Consider the following 19,463-nt stretch of genomic DNA (forward strand, 5'->3'; position numbering starts at 1 on the left):
GTACAGATATCGCGGCGGACAGTTTATTTTCACCGGCGTTTAGCGTTCAATGCAGGGTTACCAGACTCCAGAACGCAGGTGTTATGACTAAGAATGTAAAAATGCGCCATAAAACCACCGCCAACGATGTGGCGAAACGGGCGGGAGTATCTAAGTGGACGGTATCCCGTACCTTTACGCCGGGAGCATCGGTTTCCGATCGGGCGCGTGAGAAGGTAGAAGCCGCGGCGAAAGAGCTGGGTTATCGGCCCAATCTGCTGGCGCGCAGCCTGTCGAAGAAAAGAACGCAGATTATCGGTGTGGTGATTGATGAGTTAAAAAATCCGCACTCCATGATGATGCTGGATGTGGTCACCCGGCAGCTTCAGGCCCGCAGTAATATGGCGCTGGTGCTGAATATTACCCCTGGGGAGAACTACCGCTCGGTGCTGTCGATGGCCGATCAGCTCCAGGTGGACGGTATTTTGTTTCTCGGCACCATCCTGACGGAAGAGCTGATTGCCATTGCGCATGATATGCACCATATCCCGCTGGTGCAGGTGTGCCGTAATAACGACACCGACGAGATCGACGTGGTCAACATTGATGGCTTTCGCGCCGGGGAGGAGATTGCCCAACTGTTGCTGACGCAGGGTTACCAGCGTTTTGGTTATATGAAGGGGCCGGATACCGAAGGCCATCATTTGCTCAGGATGGAAGGTTATCAGCATCGGTTACAGCAGAACGGTTTTGCCATTGAACAGGTGCTGAATGCCGGGCATTACGACCGTCAAAACGGTCACCGGGCAATGAACGACTATTTGCAATCAGGTACGGATGTCGTCGATGCGATTTTTTGCGAAAACGACATCCTGGCATTGGGTGCCATGCAGGCGTTAAAACACTATGGCCGACAGGGGCAGATCGGCATCGTCGGGTTTGATGATATCGATGATGCTGCCTCCGATGACTGGATGCTGACCAGTTGGAGTCAGGGGATTGAAGGGCTGATTAATGAAGCGCTCAACCGCCTGATCGATGACGTCAGCACAGCGGAAGGTGACTGGCGCTGGGGCGAAATACGCGTCCGGCAGTCGCATCTGAAACGCGAGCCATCATTCTGAAGTCAGTGATTCAGATGCATGAGGGCAACCCATGCCTCTGAAGTTTGAAATATAAAGGGTAACATGGGGTGTGGTTATTTCCGCTGTACACACCCCGCTAAACATAAAAACGGATAATTCCGGAGATAAGTCACACTCTCTTTCAAGCATGACGACTCAAACAGGCTGAATATTATGCCTGGGGGCCTGCGTCGATTTAATTACCTCTGGTTTATGAAAAATAATGGCAAAGATATTCTGCCATTTTGTGCGAGAGCTTTAATTATCTCGCAGGGATAACGACGTCTTAAATTCATCAAGGAAATACACATGAACCGCAGAGAAGCGATATTTTCGCTGAGTTCGATCGTGGCGGCGCTGGCCGTGACGCCGAAGTTACGGGCGGAAGAGATGAAGGGGGTCCCGCTCGAGACACAGATGAGCACCGACCATCTGCCTCAGCCTGCCTGGCAGAAGGGGTATCGGGTCCTGACCAATGAAACCGATCGACAAAACCTGGCTGCGCTGTTCGATCGTCTGATCCCCGCTGACAGTTTCGGCCCCTCAGCCAGTGAATCAGGTTGTATCGAGTTCATTGATGCAGAGCTGGCTGGGGATTACGGCTCCGGCGCCGCGCTCTATCTGGATGGACCGTTACAGCCGGAAAACGAAGAAAAACTGATGGGCAGCCCGCAGTTTCTTACCTCACCGCGCGAACGTTATCTCACCGGGTTGAAAGCATTAGAAACCTGGGCGCAGAGCCAGCACCAGGGATCCTTCCATTCACTGAACGCCGATCAGATTGATATTTTCCTGACGAAAATGGAAAAAGGGGAAATTAACCTTGGCAGTGATATCAACAGCCAGGCGTTATTTGAACTGATGCTGCAAAACGTACGTGAAGGCTATCTGGCCGATCCTATCTATGGTGGTAATAAAAATATGTCCGGCTGGAAAATGATTGGTTTTCCAGGCGCAAGATATGACTACCGCCCTTATGTTGACCGCCACAATGAAGATCTGCAGCTGATTCCGGTTAGCCTGATTCCAAACGATTAAAAATAGCTGGAGCAAAGCAAATGTCACATATCAGAAACCGCGCCGACGTGGTGATTGTCGGCCTGGGCTGGGCGGGGTCCGTCATGGCAGAAGAACTGACCCGTGCCGGATTAAACGTGGTGGCCATTGAACGTGGGGCCTGGCGCGATACCTCAACCGACTTCCCCCCGGCCGTTGACCCGGATGAATTACGCTGGAAATCTCGCCGTAAAATTATGCAGCCCATGAGCGTGGAAACCACCACCTTCCGTAACCGCAGTGGGCAGGATGCCGCCCCGGTACGAAACTGGTCGGCTTTCCAGTTTGGCTGGAACGTTGGCGGTGCAGGGACACACTGGGCGGGGATGTCATGGCGTTTTTCACCGTGGGATTTCGAGGTGGCCAGCCAGACGCGCGAACGCTACGGTGCGGCAAAAATGGCGGGGCTACAGTTGCAGGACTGGGGCGTCACCTATGATGAGATGGCACCGTTTTACGATCGCTTTGAGCGTATCGCCGGGACGTCCGGCATTGCCGGGAATTTGAATGGAGAAAAACGCCCGGGCGGCAATGTGTTTGAAGGCCCGCGCTCACGCGAATACCCGACCCCGCCGCTGAAAGACACCCACTGGATGCGCAAATTCAGAAACACCTCGCAAAAAATGGGCTACAACCCCTTCACCATTCCGGCAGGCAATATTTCTCAGGCTTATGTGAATCCGCTGGGGGTGACAATGGGGCCTTGTACCTACTGCGGTTTCTGTGATTTTCACGGCTGTGGTAACTTTTCTAAATCCTCGCCGCAGGCCTGTATTTTACCGGCCCTGATGCGCCGCCCGAACTTCACTCTGCTGACCGATACCGAAGTGCTGCACGCAGTGAAGCATGACGACGGCAAGACCGTGAAGGGCGTGAAATTTATCACCAAAGAGGGCGAGGAAGGTTTTCAGCCTGCGGATATCGTCTGCATTACCGCCTATCAGATGGACAACGTGCGGCTGATGCTGTTGTCCGGGGTGGGTGAGCAGTATGACCCGCGCACCGGGCGCGGCACCATCGGCCGTAACTACAACTACCAGACCTGTTCAACCGTGACCGGCTTCTTTGATAACGAAAAGATGAACCCGTTTATCGGTGGCGGCGCACTGGCCGTGCAGATTGATGATTTCAATGGCGATAACTTCGACCATAGCCATTTAGATTTTATCGGTGGCGCGGGCATTATGGGTTTCTCCACTAACGGGCGCCCGATCCAGAACATGGATAACCTGCGTCCGGGCACACGACGCTGGGGCAGTGAGTGGAAAGCAGGCTATGCCCGTGACTATCAGACGGCGGGCACCATCTTCTGCCAGGGCACATCAATGCCGGTACGTGATGCCTTCCTCGACCTCGATCCCCGCTACAAAGATCGCCACGGCCAGCCGCTGCTGCGCATGACGTTTGACTGGAACCAGAACGATATCAACATGGCGAAGTACGTCACCGATCGTGCCGTTAAGATCATGAAAGAGACCGGTGGGCAGCATCTGGTGGTGGATAACCAGTCAGAGAAAAGCTGGAACCCGTATCAACAGCATAGCTCGCATACCATCGGCGGTGCGGTGATGGGCGCGGACCCGACGACCTCGGCTCTGAACCCGTTCCTGCAAAGCTGGGATGCCCACAATCTGTTCGTCGTTGGCGCATCGGCGTTCCCGAATAACGGCGGCTACAACCCAACCGTCACCGTGGGGGCGCTGGCCATCCGCGCCGCGCAGGCGATTTATCAGACCTACATGAAAAATCCTGCGCCGCTGGTGGAGGCATAATGAACATGAGCAGAAAAAAGAAAATAAGCTGCGGAATTGCCGCGCTGGCCGTACTGGTTGGGATTGCGGCGTTTGGCCGTCTGTGGGTGGTGATGGAAAGTTCGCGCTCGGCAGTCGCGGATGATCAGGTGGCGCTGGCTGATGTGCGCAGCACGGATAAGGCCGCTATCGCGCGCGGTGAATATGTGATGCGCCTGTCGGACTGTGCCGCCTGCCACAATCCGAACTTTGCCGGGGGCTATAAAATTGATACGCCGTTTGGCGTGCTGGAAACCTCCAATATCACCCCGGATGTTGATACCGGCATCGGGAGGATGACCGAGCGTGATTTCTTTAACGCCGTGCGTCAGGGGCGGGGCGATCATGGCCTGCTCTACCCGGCGATGCCCTATACCGCCTACACTCAGATCAGCGATAAGGACATGCACGATCTGTGGCTTTACTTCGCAAGCCTTGAGCCGGTGAAGCAGCGCATTGATGAAAATGCCGGGATGAACTTCCCCTACAATATTCGTCTGGCGATGGCAGGCTGGAATATGCTGTTCTTCAACAATAATGGCTTTAAGCCGGACATGCTGAAAAATGAGGAGTGGAATCGCGGCAAGTACATTGTTGATGGTCCGGCGCACTGTAGTGTTTGCCATACCGCTCGCAATGCGCTGGGCGGTGAGATCGGCAGTGCCTATTTACAGGGCGGGAGCCTGGGGGCCTGGTTTGCACCGGATATCACCCCCAACCCGCATGCCGGCACCGGAAGCTGGAGCGACGAGGACATCACCCAGTATCTGAAAACGGGATCGAACGGCAGCAGTGTCGCCGCCGGGCCGATGGCGGAAGCGGTTGAGCACTCCACGCAGTATTTCAATGAGCGCGATTTGCAGTCCATTGCCACTTATCTGCGTGGTGTTACGCCATCTTCCACACCGGTCTCACAGGGTTTCCGTATGGATGAAGCGGCCCACAGCAATGCAGCGTTAAGCTATGAGGTGAACTGTTCCGCCTGTCACGGTCTGAAGGGGGAAGGGATTAGCGGTATGGTTCCGGCGTTTGCCGGAAATCATGCGATGCAGAATGACCCGACCAATATGATCCATGCGATGCTGCGTGGCGCGCGTGCCCCGCATACCGAAGCGCGACAGACGGCGGCAGGCATGCCTGCGTTTGACTGGAAAATGGATGATACCCAGATTGCCCAGGTGCTGAACTTTGTGCGTAATTCCTGGGGGAATCAGGGTAATGAAGTCACCCAGCAGCAAGTGGCCACACTGCGGCAGCAAACCGGTGCCCAGCAGAAACTGCCCACCCCGGCGATGAAGTAAGTGTGTCTGGTCTGCCGTGAACAACGGCAGACCAGTGACCTTAGCGCCTGTACGTTTCCCATCATTTTTATGAACTGGCCGATCAGTGCCTGTGTTGCGGCACTGGAAGCGGACGCTTATCGCGAATGGTTATTTTTTAACAGCGCAGTGCTATAGTGCCGGGCTTGAGAATGACCTTATCTTTGCCTTTTCTGGCACATGGCCTTGCTGCCGACAGAATGCCTGGATAACGGGATAAATGCCTCGCTGGAATAAAGCCAGAAACACCTGCTAATAAGAATGACATGATGGAAAGGGCGTAAGGAAATAGAAATGATAAAGCTAAAGTATGGCATCGCACTCGGGTTTTCTTTGCTGGCGCAGAACGCGCTCGCTGCCGGTTTTGACTGCACGTTAACCGGGTTGAATGAAACGGAAAAAACTATCTGTGCGGATACGTATCTTTCCGGGCTGGATAACGTGACCAACGGTTACTTTGTGAAAGCGATGGACAACAGCTACGGTGTGGGGACGCTGGCCAGAGATCAGCGCAAGTGGCTGGCAGAAAGAAACCGCTGTGGTACCGACGCGGAATGCATTAAGCAGCGTTACATTGAGCGCAATAAAATTCTGTCGCGCGCCGGGGTTTATCACAAGATCAGTGATGTCTTTACCCGTCCCGGCGATAAGCTGGATAAACCTGTCGCCCCCGGATTAAAGAGTGAAGCCGGTTTCACGCTGTCAGAGGAGCCGTGGCGCGTCCGTCCGTTAATCACCTCCAGTGATGTTGCCAATCTGACCGTGGGCACCAGCGGGCATTATCTCAGCACCCTGACGCACCGCATCGTGAATAATGACCTGATTGTCTTTGTGGTGCTGTATGTCGAAAAAGATCAGAAGAAGGGCGCGTTTCTTCTCAGGCTGAAAGACGGAGAGAAACCCCGGGTAGAGGCGGTGTACGAGGGATATAACCTTGAGCTGTCACTGCTGGATAAAAACGGCGCAGCCCAAGGCGATATTCTCTATTCTGTGGCGGAATACCGGGCGCCGGGCGTGGCGGTGAACAGCGAAAGTGACTTTGCGACGCCGCAGGCTTTTGCGCTGAAGGTGTCTGCGAAAGAGATCGGCAATATCATAGAGGTGACCCCGCCAGCCAGCGAACCCGCCAACAAGAAGTGGGTGGGCTATTGTGGCAGTAACGAGTGCAACAGCCGGCTGACTTCCCCGGACGGCCAGTGGCGTCTGGCCTCCGCCGATCGCAGCAATAGCGAGATTGACGAAGGGATGTACGTCTTCCCGCATGACCGGCCGGATGCCGGTATGAACGTGTTCCTGCCGCAGGCGGATACCGCCAAAGGGGCGGATTACAGTTATGACCGCAATTATGTCTGGGGACGGGGTTCGTCATTCTATTTTGACAATGAGGGTGGTTATGCCTGCATCTGGAAAACCGATCTTGCAGACAAAACCACCAAGCGCATTCTTCCGGTCGAGGCCTTCTTACAGCCACATTATGTAAACTATAATGGCGAAGATATGATTATCGCGTCTTACACTTATTACAATGAAAATGGCGACTATCGGAGCGAAGAAGTCTATCTCGCTAAAAAATAATGCTTCCTTTTATCCCCCTCTGGTTTTTAACATCAGAGGGGGATTTCTCCGCTTTTTAAATATTATTTGTCTTATGATGATCCGTGAACGGCCTCCCTCTGCAGGATTTCCATATAATGTATACTGTCAGGCCAGATAACTGGCTATCTGAACAGGTAATAATTAAGTTATAAAAGTAAAATAGAATACAAAATTATAATAAAATACGGGTCCATTTATATGGAGTGATCTTCGTCATGCCAGGAAGAAGAGGGGGGACATCTCCCAATGATGAACACCTTGAATTTATATGCCGGATGGCCTTTCTCAGTGGCCTTGTGGTCATCGTGGGATGGCTGGCGGTGTTCATTGCCCTGGAGGAGTGGGGAATTGTCATCTCGCTGCTGGTGCTGGGAGGTGCGGCAGTTTGTAGCTGGCGAATTGCGATGCGTGGCAACTTTTCCACCGGGCTGATGCTGGCGCAGGGGGTGCATATGGCGTATGCGGTCGGCTATTGCCTGCTGTGTGATGTGCCGGATGACGGTATTCCCAGAACCACGCATCTCTATCTTCTTACCATCGCGCTGGTGGGATACATTAACTATCAACGCAAACCCACGCGGGTGCAGATGGCGCTAATAGCTGCCAGCCTGTTGTCATTTATGGCCCTCAGCAGTGCTGACCTGATTTTCCCTTTCGCCAGCCCACTCCCGCACCCGTTGCGCTTCTTTATTTCGCTAGTGAATGCCATTTTGGCGACCGCTATTCTGTGTGGTGGTATCGTGGCGATGCATGCTGACTTCTCCCGTCGCAACGAAAAAATCAGGGCTATTCAGCATGCGCTGTACAATAACGAGTTTGTGTTGTTCTACCAGCCTTTGTTCAATTCATCCGGGCAGATCAACGGTGCAGAAGCGCTGCTGCGCTGGCAATGCCCTGGCAAGGGGATGGTCCCGCCGTCGGAATTTATTCCTGATGCACAACAGGCCGGGTTGATGCCCGCCGTGGGCGATTGGGTGATTGTCAGCGCCTTCCGGGAGCTGGCGCAGTGGCAGAATAACCCGGCGACCGCGCATCTGACCCTTTCCGTGAATATCACCGTTGATCATCTGATGAAGCCAGACTTCGTCCCCAATCTGATACGCCAGGCCGAAGTGACACAGGTGTCCCCTTCACGCGTTAAGCTTGAGCTGACAGAAAGCGTTTTCGCCACGGATATTGAAACCGTGGTGGCGAAAATGCATGCGCTGGCTGCTGCCGGATTCCGCTTCTCCCTGGACGATTTCGGTACCGGATTTTCATCGCTCAGTTATCTGCGTCGCCTGCCGCTGGAGCAGATAAAAATCGACCGCAGCTTTATTTCCGGAGCAACGGAAGGGCCAAAAGGAGCGGTGATCGCCATGAACATTGCGCGGATGGGGCTTGAGCTGAAGCTGGAAGTGCTGGCCGAAGGGATTGAAACGGCTGAACAGTGGTCGGTGATGCAGGCGTTCGGCTGCACGGCGTTTCAGGGCTTTTACTTTTCTCGTCCGCTCAGCATGAGTGATTTTCGTGCATTTACTGCGAAACACGGTTGCGGGGTTACCGGCTGAATATTCTGCCGTCTTTGCCGATAACAAGATTGAGAATGGGCTCTCACTCAGTTGCCAGAGAGCCTGAAATTCCAATCTTTGCCTAAGGTGAAAACATGTTCAGAAAAAATAATATAAAACTCAGTGTGATGCTGAACCTGGCCTTTCTGGCGGTGATTGCTGGCGGAGTGATGGTGTCGGTCTTTGCGGGCATTAAACTTTCCGATGCCAACGATCAGCAGAAGTTAACCAGTGCGCGTCTGGATGACCTGCAGATACTGCGAACGGTTAAGGACAATACCAGCCTGCAATCCAAGCTGATGCTGCGGGCACTTGCCACGGAAAATGGCCCGATTGCGTCTGATACCCTGGTGAAAATTGAACAGGCTCAGGCCGATAATCAGGCGATCATTACCCATTTTCGCCAGTTGGTCGAGGGCGCGAAATCGCTGCCAGGCATTAACCTGAAAGAAGTGGAGGAAGCCTCCGGACTGCTGGCTGCTATTGAGAAAACACAGCCGGAGTTTGTCGCGGTTATGACCCGGCTTCTACAGCTGAAAAGTGCCAATGACATGCAGGGCGAACGCGCGCTGATTACCGGCCCTCTTCAGGCCACCCAGGATGCCTATCTGGCGGCGATTGATGACATGGTCAATTATCAGAGCCGGGTGACGAAAGGTACTGCCGTTCAGTCGCAGCAAAGCCTCTCCGGCGTATTTTTCACGCTGATCGTTCTGACGGTGGCTTCTGTCATGCTGGGGCTGTTGATGAGCTGGCTGATCACCCGCCACATCAAACGTCAACTGGGAGGAGAGCCTGCCCAGGCCCAGCGTCTGGCTTCGGCCATTGCCGATGGTTATCTGCATACCACGGTTGAACTGCGTGCCAGAGATACCACCAGTCTGCTGGCCTCGCTGGATGTGATGCAGACCCGTCTGCGTGGGCTGGTGACGCAGATTAAGGAAACCGCAGCATCGGTCTCACTGGCTTCGGATGAGATTGCCCAGGGCAATACCGAGCTGTCTTCGCGCACGGAACAACAGGCAGCGGCGTTGCAGCAGACGGCTGCCAGCATGGAGCAGCTCACGGCCACCATTAGAAATAACTCCCAGAACGCAACACAGACGGCAACGTCTGCACGTGGTGCAGCAGTACTGGCACGGGAAGGTGAGGAACATGTCCAGGCAATGGGCAGCACCATGAAAGACATTGCGCACAGTTCTGGAAAAATTCGTGATATCACGGGCGTCATCGAGGGCATCGCCTTCCAGACTAACATTCTGGCGCTGAATGCGGCCGTTGAGGCTGCACGTGCGGGTGAGCAGGGGCGCGGGTTCGCCGTGGTTGCTGGTGAAGTTCGCATCCTTGCACAGCGAAGCGCAACGGCCGCGCGTGAAATCAAGTCTCTTATCGCTGAAGCCGTGGCAGAAGTCGAAAATGGTGTGACGGTGGCTGACAATACCGGACGTAGTATTGTGGCGGTAGTGAGCATGGTAAGCGAACTGGCGGCCTCGATGGATGAAATCGCCCTGGCCTCCAGTGAACAAATGCAGGGTATTTCGCAAATCAGTACAGCTGTCAGTCAGATGGATAATGTCACGCAGAGCAATGCGGCGTTGGTGGAGGAGTCTTCAACCGCATCACACTCTCTGGCGGAACAGGTCCACAGTCTTCAGGCTATGACGGATACATTCCGCGTATGACCGTCCAGGGGGGAATGCCCCCTGGGTGTAACTGACTCTCTGGCGCTGTTTTTTCGTTAAAAAAGCGCGTTGATCGCGGAATAGGGCGTCGCCGTTGCCATCAGCGGCGCGGTCTCATTATCCGATAAGAAGCCACGCACTAACTGTTCGTTGTGCGCCCAAAGCGTTTGCGGCAACCAGGATCCCACGCTGATGCGGCGCACACCGTATTCACTCAAATAATCTAACGATGGCAGACCGGGCCAGATACTCACGTTGAGCAGCAGGTTGCTGCTTTTGGCAATCGCCTGAATCTCCTGCGCTTCCACTAACCCCAGCACAAACAGCCCATCAGCCCCGGCGTGCCGGTAGTTCTGTGCTCTGAGGATCACTTCGCCCGCCCTATCCCCGGCCGGGACCAGATTGCGTGCGTAGACGTCCGTACGAACGTTGATATACAGCTCAACGCCTGCGCTTATGCTGGCGGCTCTGATGGCCTCAACCTTATGGCAGAGCCACTGTGGATCGGCGCTGCCGTCTTCGATATTGATGCCCACCACGCCCACATCAATCATCCGTCTTACCGTGTCGGCCACGGTGGCAGGATGTTCGTGATAACCCCCTTCGATATCGGCGCTGAGGGGGATGTTGATCACGCGGGCGATGGATGCGGCGCGGGCAACATACTCTGCGACCGGGAGCTGGTTGCCATCGCGATAGCCCAGCGACCAGGCAACGCCCGCGCTGGTGGTGGCAATCGCCTGTGCGCCGAGCATTTCGATCTGGCGTGCGCTCCCGGCATCCCAGGCATTGGGCAGACGCAGAGGGAGGGGCTGGTGGTGCAGGGCGTGGAACCGGGTGGCGGAAGAGGTGTTCATCAGATGTTCTCCAAAAAAAGAACGATTCTAATCATGCTTAATTTTCTTGATAATAGCTGCCAATATGATTCATTCGTTTATTGAGAGCAATAATGCCTGCGCCGCCTCTGCACTTAGTGCAAACCTTTATCGCTGTGGTTGAACACAACAGTTTTGCCCGTGCGGCGGAAGCACTGGCGATCACCCCTTCCTCCGTCAGTCGTTTTATCAAGATGCTGGAACACCATCTGGGCACCCAGTTGCTGAACCGCACCACGCGGGCGATGTCGCTGACCGACACCGGGCAGCGCTATTTTTCTGAATGCCAGCAGGCGTTAGGCCAGTTGCGCGATGCCGCCGATCGGGTGCGCGACGAACAGGTCAGGCCGCGGGGCAGGCTGGTGGTCAGCGCACCTGTTGCGTTTGGTCATACCCATGTGGTGCCACATCTGGCGGCGTTTCTTCAGGCCTGGCCTGAGGTGCAGCTGGATCTGCGTCTGTCTGATGGTTACGTCGATCTGGTGGCTGACGGGATAATGCTGGCGCTGCGTATTGGCCAGATGAAGGATTCTTCACTGGTTGCCCATAAAATGCTGGAGAACCGACGCATTCTGGTGGCATCGAAGGCCTACCTGGCGTTAAGAGGCACGCCCACAACGATTGATCAGCTTGGGCAGCACGCGTGTATTGTCTCTGCGGCCAGCCAGGATGGTCTGTGCTGGCGTCTGTTTTCTCAGGGTGAACAGCGCACGCTGGAACCCCGTGGGCGCGTTAACGTGGACAACGCAGATGCAGCCCGACGGCTGTGCATCGACGGCCTCGGCATTGCCTTTCACTCAGCGTTAACGATGGCGGCGGCGATCAATGCCGGGGATCTGGTGCAGGTGCTGCCGCAGTGGACCGGGCGCGAAACGGGATTGTACTGCGTGCGGCCCAACCGGCGCATTGGCCCGGCGGCACGTGCGTTTATTGAATTTTATTCAGCGCGCTGGTCGATCGAATAAAAACGCCATCCAGACGGATGGCGCTAAATTAAGGGATCTCACTCAATGCCGTACTTCTTGTCAGTGACAAATTTCGGTTCTTTCCAGTTTGGGCCTTTGACCGCTTGTCCGTTCAGGTCCTGAAGCACGCCCTTCCTGAATAATTCGTCATACGTTGCAGAAAGCTCTCCGCTGGATATGACGTCATATCGGTTATAAGTGAACAGCTTATCCAGTTTTGTATAATCAGATGTAGGCCCAAGGAAAGTTAATACATCCTCTACACTTTCATTTTTTACTATTTCTGTTAAAGACATAATTGTTACCTTATGAAAATATCATCGATATAGATTATCCCTTCAGATGTTGAGTTTTTTATTTTATTTCTCGGTATATCTATACGTAAAGGATATGAATAAGAACGCCATCCAGACGGATGGCGCTAAATTAAGGAAGCTCACTCAATGCCGTACTTCTTGTCAGTGACAAATTTCGGTTCTTTCCAGTTTGGGCCTTTTTCCATAAAGAGTTTTTTTGTTTCCATCAGCTTTCCTTCTTTGACCAGGCGCTGGCAGGTAAACAGAAGTTCCCTTTCTGCCGCTACTTCGAATTTGTACCGGACATACATTCGGTCAATCCATGGATAAGAAGTTCGCAGTGCAAAATACAGCAGAACATCTTCCACGCTTTCATTTTGATAAATCCCTTCAAGATCAAGCATTCGTCGCTCTCCTTTGCTTTGTAATATACTTTCCGCCCCGGTGCAGTACTGGACGTGTTTTCTTCCTGGTGTTGCCCCGTCTATTTGCGACAACACCTGAAAAATGCCCCCTGAGGGGCATTATAATACAGTCACGCAATACCGTATTTTTTGTCAGTGACAAATTTCGGCTCTTTCCAGTTCGGGCCCTTTTCCATAAGAGGCTTCCCTGTTTCGATCAGTTTTCCTTCTTTTACCAGTCGCTGGCAGGTGAACAGAAGTTCCCTTTCTGCCGCTACTTCAAATTTGTACTGAACATACATTAGATCAATGGTTTGGTAAGGGGTTCGCAGTGCGAAATACAGCAGAACATCTTCCACGCTTTCTTTTTGATAAATCCCTTCAAGATCAAGCATTACCTGTTCTCCTCTTCTTTTCTGGATGCCTCTAACGCCTCTGGTGTATAGAGGGGATCGCTTTTTTCGTTGATTTTATAGTCTTCAAGTGTGGCCGTATGAGTGTTATTCCACACTTCTTTAGCATTATCAGGCACAGTATTATCTTTAACTCCAAGATTTCTGTACCGTTCCAGCTCCCGGATTTCATGCGTATAATAACGCTTATCGGTATCTGTCACCTGTAGCTCGCCTGTCAGAATTTTTTCCAGGCGTTCGATCATCACTTTATTGCTAGCTGATTCCCCAAAGCGCCCTGCGTGCAGTTTTACCTTGTCGATACCGGCACGGTCAATGGTTGCCTCTTTCCAGTCCAGGTTCTGAATGGGGCCACCCGCCTTGTCCTTATTGTAATCACGCCCGCTGTATTTACCTTTGGCATTGGTTTCGCCATACGGGCTGTTGTATATGATGTACTGCGGCTTCAGGCCTGATTCAGGGGGGAACACCAGAATGATATCGTGAATGCCTGGTGGTTCCGCCACCGGGGTGATCAGCACAGTGGGACCCTGTGGGACCGTCACCGGGCCACCGAAATGCGTGATCTGTTCAGGAACCGGGACCGGATCGGTCAGCGTTGCTGAACCCGCACCCGGCTGATTGACAGGGCTGACCAGAATGGTTGGGCCCTGTACATCAGCGACTTTGGGCAGGGTAACTCCCCAGTAGCCGGTGACGCTATCCTGAACCGCCCGTACCACCTGCACCTTTCCCGGTACTTTGCTGCGCACCAGCTGGGTTTCCAGCGTGCCGTCGTCGTGTACGATCAGACGTCCGCGCACTGCCATATCGATCGGGGTACCCGCGTCAGCCGCGCGGAGAAGTGCGCTTGCGTCCGGCAGGGACAGGGTATCGGTACTCAGCAGGGCACTGATGTCCCGGCCGGGAACCACATCGCTTCCCACACCCACTTTTTCAGAATACAACAACCCGGCAAGGGTCGCGGCCACCGGCCCGGCCAGACTGGCGGCGGCAATACCACGCAATTCTGTCAGTACCGCAGAAATGCGCGATAACAGGCTACCCGCTACGTCTTCACCTAGCGTAATGGCACCCGCTGAGGCGATGGCCCAACTGGCAGGTGCTGTGGATGCGGGCGTACCGATCTCAACGCCGCGTACGGCCTGTACACTGGCAGATCGAAGGCGGTTGGTTGCGGCTTCTCTCTGTGCTTTAGCTGCTGCCTCTGCTTTTGCGCGGGCTTCAGCTTCAACCTTCGCTTTCGCCGCTGCCTCTGTTTTTGCGCGGGCTTCAGCTTCAGCCTTCGTTTTCGCCGCTGCCTCTGCTTTTGCACGGGCTTCAGCAGCCTGCTTCGCTGCCTTCTGCTTACGAGCCGCATTAATCAAGGCAAGCTCCGCCTTAGCCTGTTTTGTGGCTTTTACTGCATTACGTATCCGTTGCCCGGCCTGACCGCTGTTAGCCATCCGTGCATTATCGGCAATGATTTTATTCAGCGCGGCAATGCGCGCATCGGAGGTGTCACCTTTAAATGTCACAATCACCGCATTGAAAGGATTCAGTGTGTTAGCGCTATTGCCGTTACCACTATTGCCACCGCCGACAGCGGGATTTGCAGGCGCCGGGCCAAGGTTAACACCAAAGGCATCGCCACCGACAAGAGGGCTTATTCCTATGGCATTACCATCAGCATTAATAAAATAGCCGGTAAAATCCCCCGGATTCAGGCCCGCTTTCAGGGCCAGTGCATCACCGACCGATCGCGATATACCCGGTGTTGTGCCCGACCCCTTACCAGAAGTACTCCCTTTGCCTTTATCGTGATTGCCTGCATTTCCCTTGCTACCACCGCCCGGACTCGGCTCATTTCCGCGCTCTTAACTCCATCCCGTGCCATCACCTTTGCCACCACCGTAGTTAAATCCTGGCATGATGTTCTCCTTTGCTCTTCCTGTGGTTAATGCTGTGCATATACACAGTAAAACAGAGGCTATGCCGGAATCATTCTTACGACCAGACTACCTTGTTGTGTCAGAGAGCAGCGTTACGATGCCAGCCCTTCAGCTAAACAGCTTTAAGGCGTCAATACGTGTCAGCGCCGTATTCAGCGCGGCATCATCGGCGGTCAGGCTGATGCGGATATAGCCTTCGCCGCCCTGACCAAACCCGCTGCCGGGGGCCACGATAATATGCGCCTCCTTCAGCAGCCGCTCGGCGAACGGCTGGGCACGCTCTCCGTCAGGTACAGGCAGCCAGAGGAAGAAGGTGCCCTGATTGGGCGGTACAGGCCAGTTCATGGCGGCCAGCTTTTGCAGCACCCACTCGCGGCGCTGGTGATAGACGTTGGCCAACTGCTGAATCTGCGATGCAGGCAGCGACAGCGCTGTGATGGCGGCATCCTGAATCGCGCCGAACACGGTGCTGTAACTGTGGGTGTGCAGTTTTTTAAACGCCCGGATAATCGAGGCATTTCCCACTGCAAAGCCAAAACGCCATCCTGCCATGCAGAACGTTTTCGACATCGTATAGGTTTCCACGCCCCATTCTTTCGCTCCCGGCTGTGCCAGCAGGCTGGCCGGGATGTCGGCGGCATGGCTGCCAATCGCCGCGTAGGCAAAGTCATGCAGCACCGGGGTGTGGTACTCGCGGGCAAAGGCGAGCGCCGCGTCGAACAGTGCCGGCGTGGCCATCGCGCCGGTCGGGTTGTGCGGATAGTTCAGGATCAGCAGCCCGCTCTGGCGTGCCACCTCTTCAGGGACGCGTGAGAAGTCGGGCAGGAAATTATCCTTCTCCTCCAGCGGGATGCCGTAAAACTGCGCCTGTGACTGCACTGCCGCTGAGCGGTACATCGGGTAGCAGGGATCGGTGGAAATGATCGTTTGCCCCGGGCTGACCACCGCACGCGGGATGCCGTTCACACCGATGTGCGACCCCTGAAACACGGCGATTTCGCTCTCCGGGTCCAGCTCAACGCCATAGTGGTTCAGGTAAAAATCTGCGATCGCCTGGCGCACCTGCGGCTTGCCCCAGAAGGAAGGATATTCATGGTTGGCGTGTGATGCCGCCGTGGTTTGCAGCGTAGCGATAATCGCAGGCGGTGTTGGCTGTCGCGGGCTGCCGCTCGACAGGTCAATCAGTGACAGTTCCGAGGTATCCACCTCTCGTGCCAGTTTTTCCAGCACGCTAAATAAGTTCTCTTCCAGGGCATTAACCAGAGGGGAGGCAGCGAAATCAGGCATTGTATTCTCGAATTAAACAGTGATGGCTCAATATGACATTAATGTTGATGTCGGCCTAAAAGATAAAAATCACTATCGATGTGCAATAAACAGATATGTGATGATTGATTATCCTTATCACAAAAAAGCAAAATTAAACGCCGCTGTTTTACTTACAACCGGAAGAGGGCTGTGATTTAATCAATTTTATTCGCACTCTTTTCAGGGAAAATATTGATGAAAAAGCCCGTTCTTCTCGGCGTTGTTGTTGCTTTGTTATCGACCTCTTCATTTTTTGCTAATGCTCAGGATAAATTAATTCGTGTCGGGTTTAATCCCGGACCTTATAAAGAGCAGTTCGAAAAAGGTGTTGCCCCTTATTTGATCAAAAAAGGGTATAAAGTCGAGTATAAAGATTTTAGCGATGGCATTCAGGTTAACGATGCCGTAGCACGCGGTAATATTGAAGCCAATATTATGCAGCATCCTGTTTACCTGCAATCGGTCAATGAACGCCTGGGCATTGATAACACCGGGATTGTTCAGGTGCCAACACCGCCGATGGGGCTTTATGCCGGTAAGATCAAACAGCTGGCAACCCCAAAACCGGGCACCACTATTTCCGTGCCCAATCAGGCGGCAAACGAGTATCGCGCAGCCCTGGTCCTGCAAAGTCTGGGCTGGATTAAGATCGCCGACAACAGCGATGCGGCCACTTTCTCTCAGCGTAACATTACGGAAAACCCGTATAAAATCGTGCTGAAAGAGATGGATAACGCACAGCAGGTGCGCGCACTTCCCGATGTCGATTACGGCCTGATTCAGGGGAACTTTGCGGTCTCCAACGGCATTAAACTCGACTCCGCGCTGAAACTCGAATCGGCCAGCAGTAAATTTATTAATGTGGTGACCGTCGCCGGTAAAAATAAACAGGCTGAGTTCGCTAAAGATATTATTGCCGGTTATCACTCTGCAGAATTCAAACAGTATATTCTCGGGCATGAGCAGTACAAAGGCTATCTGTTCCCTGACTATCTGAAGTGAATAATGCCATGATTGAGTTTCGCCAGGTCAGTAAAATTTTTTCCAGAAACGGTAATGATATTCTGGCGCTGGATAATATCAGCCTGAATATCGATAAAGGTGATGTGTTCGGGATTATTGGTTACAGCGGTGCCGGGAAAAGTACCCTGCTGCGTTTAATCAATCGTCTTGAATCACCCGGCAGCGGTGAGGTGGTGATTAACGGTGAGTCGTTACAGCACGTCAGTGGAAAACGCCTGAATACCGTAAAAAAAGATATCGGCATGATCTTTCAGAATTTCAATCTGCTGAATTCGAAAACGGTATTTCACAATATCGCCATCCCGTTAATTTTACAGGGACGCGACCGGGCGTTTATTCAGGCCAGGGTGACGGAGTTGCTGGCGTTCGTCAATCTCAGTGACAAAATCCACAGCTACCCTAACGAGCTGTCCGGTGGGCAAAAGCAGCGCGTGGGGATCGCTCGTGCGCTGGCCACTAACCCGTCGGTGCTGCTGTGTGATGAGGCCACCTCTGCGCTGGACCCGCATACCACGGTGCAGATCTTGCTGTTGTTGCAGGAGATCAACCGCCGCTACGGCATCACCATTGTGCTGATTACCCATGAAATGTCGGTGATCCAAAAAATCTGCAACAAGGTGGCGGTGATGGAAAACGGTCGGGTGGTCGAGCAGGGGGAGGTTTTCACCCTGTTTGCCGACCCCCAACATGCGGTGACCGCCAGCTTTGTCCAGTCGGTGATCCACGATCGCCTGCCGCAGAGCGTGGTCGATCTGTTGCAGCGTACCGGTAACGGACAAACGCTGCGGCTGGAGTTTGTTGGCGCTACCGCGCAACAGCCGATCATTAACCGCATTATCAAAGACTACGCCATTGAGGTGAATATTCTGTTCGCCAGCATGTCCGAGGTCCAGAGCACGATCCTCGGCTTTATGATCGTGCAGATCCTGGGCGAGGCACAACAGACCGATAGCGCCGTGCGCTACCTCCGCGAAGCAGGAGTGAAAATCACCCATGTTTGATTTTATCGATACCGCCGTGACCGGCGATCAGTTCCTGCTGGCGCTGCATGACACCCTGGTGATGATCGCCGTGTCGCTGGGTTTTGGTTCATTGCTGGGGGTCCCGCTGGGGATTGTGCTGGTGGTGTGCCGTCCTGGCGGCATCCTGCCGAACCGTTTTGTCCATCAGGTGCTGAACCCGGTGATCAACGTCCTGCGTTCGCTGCCGTTTATTATTTTGCTGATCACCATTCTGCCCTTCACCCGGCTGCTGGTGGGTACCACCATTGGGACGGCGGGCGCGATTGTGCCGCTGATTGTATTTATCGCCCCGTATATTTCGCGGCTGGTGGAAAGCTCCCTGCTGGAAGTTGATGAAGGCATTCTTGAAGCGGCCGATGCGATGGGCGCGACGGTCGGTCAGACCATCTGGCACTTTATGCTGCCGGAGGCCGCGTCTTCACTGATCCTCGCCCTGACCACGGCAACCATCGGGCTGCTGGGGGCGACCGCCATGGCGGGCACCGTCGGTGGCGGCGGGATTGGTGACCTGGCGATCACTTACGGTTACCAGCGGTTTGACGCCTTTGCCACGCTGGTGACAGCGCTGGTGCTGATCGTCATCGTCCAGCTAATTCAGACACTCGGCACCCGTCTGTCGCGCCGCATCCGACGCGAATAACGGCCCTCTTTTTAACGTTTTAAGGAGTTATAACATGCCAGTTGTAGAGAGCTTCACCCTCGACCACACCCTTGTCAAAGCGCCGTATGTGCGCCAGGCGGGTTATGAACGCCATGCGCTGGGCAGCGTGGTGCAGAAATTCGACCTGCGCTTCCTGCAACCGAATGCTGACGCCATTCCCACGGCGGCCCTGCATACGCTGGAGCACCTGCTGGCCTTTGGCCTGCGCGAAGAGCTGGAAGGCGTTATCGATATCTCGCCGATGGGATGCCGCACCGGGTTCTATCTGATCCTGTGGGATGAGCATCAGCCTGCGGAGATCGCCGCGGCATTAACACGTGTGCTGGAACGTGTGGTGACGGCAACGGATGTGCCTGCCGTGACGGCGCTGGCCTGTGGCAACTACCGTGACCATTCGCTGTTCTCCGCTCAGGAGTATGCGAAGCAGGTCCTTGCAGCAGGCATCAGCGACGATGCCTTCAGGAGGTAA

At 54.1% G+C, this 19,463-nt stretch carries 18 protein-coding genes; 12 read left to right on the forward strand and 6 right to left on the reverse strand.

Going from position 1 to position 19,463, the window contains the following annotated elements; translation table 11 throughout:
- Positions 1-83: 83 nt before the first annotated feature.
- From WH277_RS09970 to WH277_RS10000, 7 genes are all read left to right on the forward strand, one after another.
- On the forward strand, positions 84-1,103 hold the full coding sequence (locus WH277_RS09970; protein ID WP_339505482.1) for a LacI family DNA-binding transcriptional regulator: 1,020 nt from the start codon (positions 84-86) through the stop codon (positions 1,101-1,103).
- A gap of 309 nt (positions 1,104-1,412) precedes the next feature.
- Positions 1,413-2,141, forward strand: a complete 729-nt coding sequence (locus WH277_RS09975) for a gluconate 2-dehydrogenase subunit 3 family protein (RefSeq protein WP_259150930.1) — start codon at positions 1,413-1,415, stop codon at positions 2,139-2,141.
- 20 nt (positions 2,142-2,161) lie between these two features.
- On the forward strand, positions 2,162-3,931 hold the full coding sequence (locus WH277_RS09980; protein WP_133843558.1) for a GMC family oxidoreductase: 1,770 nt from the start codon (positions 2,162-2,164) through the stop codon (positions 3,929-3,931).
- Positions 3,931-5,250 carry a c-type cytochrome gene (locus WH277_RS09985; protein WP_241008234.1) on the forward strand — a complete coding sequence of 440 codons (1,320 nt, stop codon included), beginning with the start codon at positions 3,931-3,933 and terminating at the stop codon, positions 5,248-5,250. Before WH277_RS09980 ends, WH277_RS09985 begins: the two co-directional genes overlap by 1 nt.
- A 312-nt stretch (positions 5,251-5,562) precedes the next feature.
- On the forward strand, positions 5,563-6,843 hold the full coding sequence (locus WH277_RS09990) for a lysozyme inhibitor LprI family protein (RefSeq protein WP_339505488.1): 1,281 nt from the start codon (positions 5,563-5,565) through the stop codon (positions 6,841-6,843).
- A 296-nt stretch (positions 6,844-7,139) separates the two neighbouring features.
- Positions 7,140-8,414: a putative bifunctional diguanylate cyclase/phosphodiesterase gene (locus WH277_RS09995; protein WP_159338616.1), complete on the forward strand. Its 1,275-nt coding sequence runs from the start codon at positions 7,140-7,142 to the stop codon at positions 8,412-8,414.
- 95 nt (positions 8,415-8,509) lie between these two features.
- A complete protein-coding gene (locus tag WH277_RS10000) occupies positions 8,510-10,096 on the forward strand; it encodes a methyl-accepting chemotaxis protein (protein ID WP_339505490.1) in 1,587 nt (528 codons plus the stop codon).
- 56 nt (positions 10,097-10,152) lie between these two features.
- Here the strand turns inward: WH277_RS10000 and WH277_RS10005 are convergent, their stop codons facing one another.
- On the reverse strand, positions 10,153-10,953 hold the full coding sequence (locus WH277_RS10005; protein WP_167864019.1) for an isocitrate lyase/PEP mutase family protein: 801 nt from the start codon (positions 10,951-10,953) through the stop codon (positions 10,153-10,155).
- A gap of 92 nt (positions 10,954-11,045) precedes the next feature.
- Here WH277_RS10005 and WH277_RS10010 point away from each other — a divergent pair, with 92 nt between their 5' ends.
- On the forward strand, positions 11,046-11,936 hold the full coding sequence (locus WH277_RS10010) for a LysR family transcriptional regulator (RefSeq protein ID WP_167864020.1): 891 nt from the start codon (positions 11,046-11,048) through the stop codon (positions 11,934-11,936).
- A gap of 38 nt (positions 11,937-11,974) precedes the next feature.
- On the opposite strand, the gene WH277_RS10015 is transcribed toward WH277_RS10010, so the two are convergent.
- The 5 genes from WH277_RS10015 to WH277_RS10035 all read right to left on the reverse strand — a co-directional run bounded on the left by WH277_RS10015 (position 11,975) and on the right by WH277_RS10035 (position 16,267).
- Positions 11,975-12,232, reverse strand: a complete 258-nt coding sequence (locus WH277_RS10015) for an immunity protein (RefSeq protein ID WP_133843548.1) — start codon at positions 12,230-12,232, stop codon at positions 11,975-11,977.
- A 140-nt stretch (positions 12,233-12,372) separates the two neighbouring features.
- Entirely contained in the window at positions 12,373-12,636 is a 264-nt protein-coding gene (locus WH277_RS10020; protein WP_133843546.1) for an immunity protein, read from the reverse strand.
- Positions 12,637-12,767: 131 nt separating this feature from the next.
- Positions 12,768-13,031 carry an immunity protein gene (locus tag WH277_RS10025; protein ID WP_133843544.1) on the reverse strand — a complete coding sequence of 88 codons (264 nt, stop codon included), beginning with the start codon at positions 13,029-13,031 and terminating at the stop codon, positions 12,768-12,770.
- On the reverse strand, positions 13,031-14,566 hold the full coding sequence (locus WH277_RS10030) for an S-type pyocin domain-containing protein (RefSeq protein WP_339505495.1): 1,536 nt from the start codon (positions 14,564-14,566) through the stop codon (positions 13,031-13,033). The genes WH277_RS10025 and WH277_RS10030 overlap by 1 nt, the downstream gene beginning before the upstream one ends.
- A gap of 522 nt (positions 14,567-15,088) precedes the next feature.
- Positions 15,089-16,267 carry an aminotransferase class I/II-fold pyridoxal phosphate-dependent enzyme gene (locus WH277_RS10035; protein WP_339505496.1) on the reverse strand — a complete coding sequence of 393 codons (1,179 nt, stop codon included), beginning with the start codon at positions 16,265-16,267 and terminating at the stop codon, positions 15,089-15,091.
- A 216-nt stretch (positions 16,268-16,483) separates the two neighbouring features.
- On the opposite strand from WH277_RS10035, the gene WH277_RS10040 reads away from it, so the two are divergent.
- The 4 genes from WH277_RS10040 to WH277_RS10055 are packed head-to-tail and all read left to right on the forward strand — an operon-like array spanning position 16,484 to position 19,463.
- A complete protein-coding gene (locus tag WH277_RS10040; RefSeq protein ID WP_133843540.1) occupies positions 16,484-17,290 on the forward strand; it encodes a MetQ/NlpA family ABC transporter substrate-binding protein in 807 nt (268 codons plus the stop codon).
- 8 nt (positions 17,291-17,298) lie between these two features.
- Complete coding sequence (locus tag WH277_RS10045) at positions 17,299-18,312, forward strand: methionine ABC transporter ATP-binding protein (RefSeq protein WP_133843538.1); 1,014 nt, start codon at positions 17,299-17,301, stop codon at positions 18,310-18,312.
- A complete protein-coding gene (locus tag WH277_RS10050) occupies positions 18,305-18,973 on the forward strand; it encodes a methionine ABC transporter permease (RefSeq protein WP_133843536.1) in 669 nt (222 codons plus the stop codon). Before WH277_RS10045 ends, WH277_RS10050 begins: the two co-directional genes overlap by 8 nt.
- A 34-nt stretch (positions 18,974-19,007) precedes the next feature.
- Positions 19,008-19,463, forward strand: coding sequence for an S-ribosylhomocysteine lyase (locus WH277_RS10055; RefSeq protein WP_133843534.1), 456 nt, complete (start codon positions 19,008-19,010; stop codon positions 19,461-19,463).

Source organism: Erwinia sp. MYb416, from assembly GCF_037479575.1.
Taxonomy (GTDB): domain Bacteria; phylum Pseudomonadota; class Gammaproteobacteria; order Enterobacterales; family Enterobacteriaceae; genus Erwinia; species Erwinia rhapontici.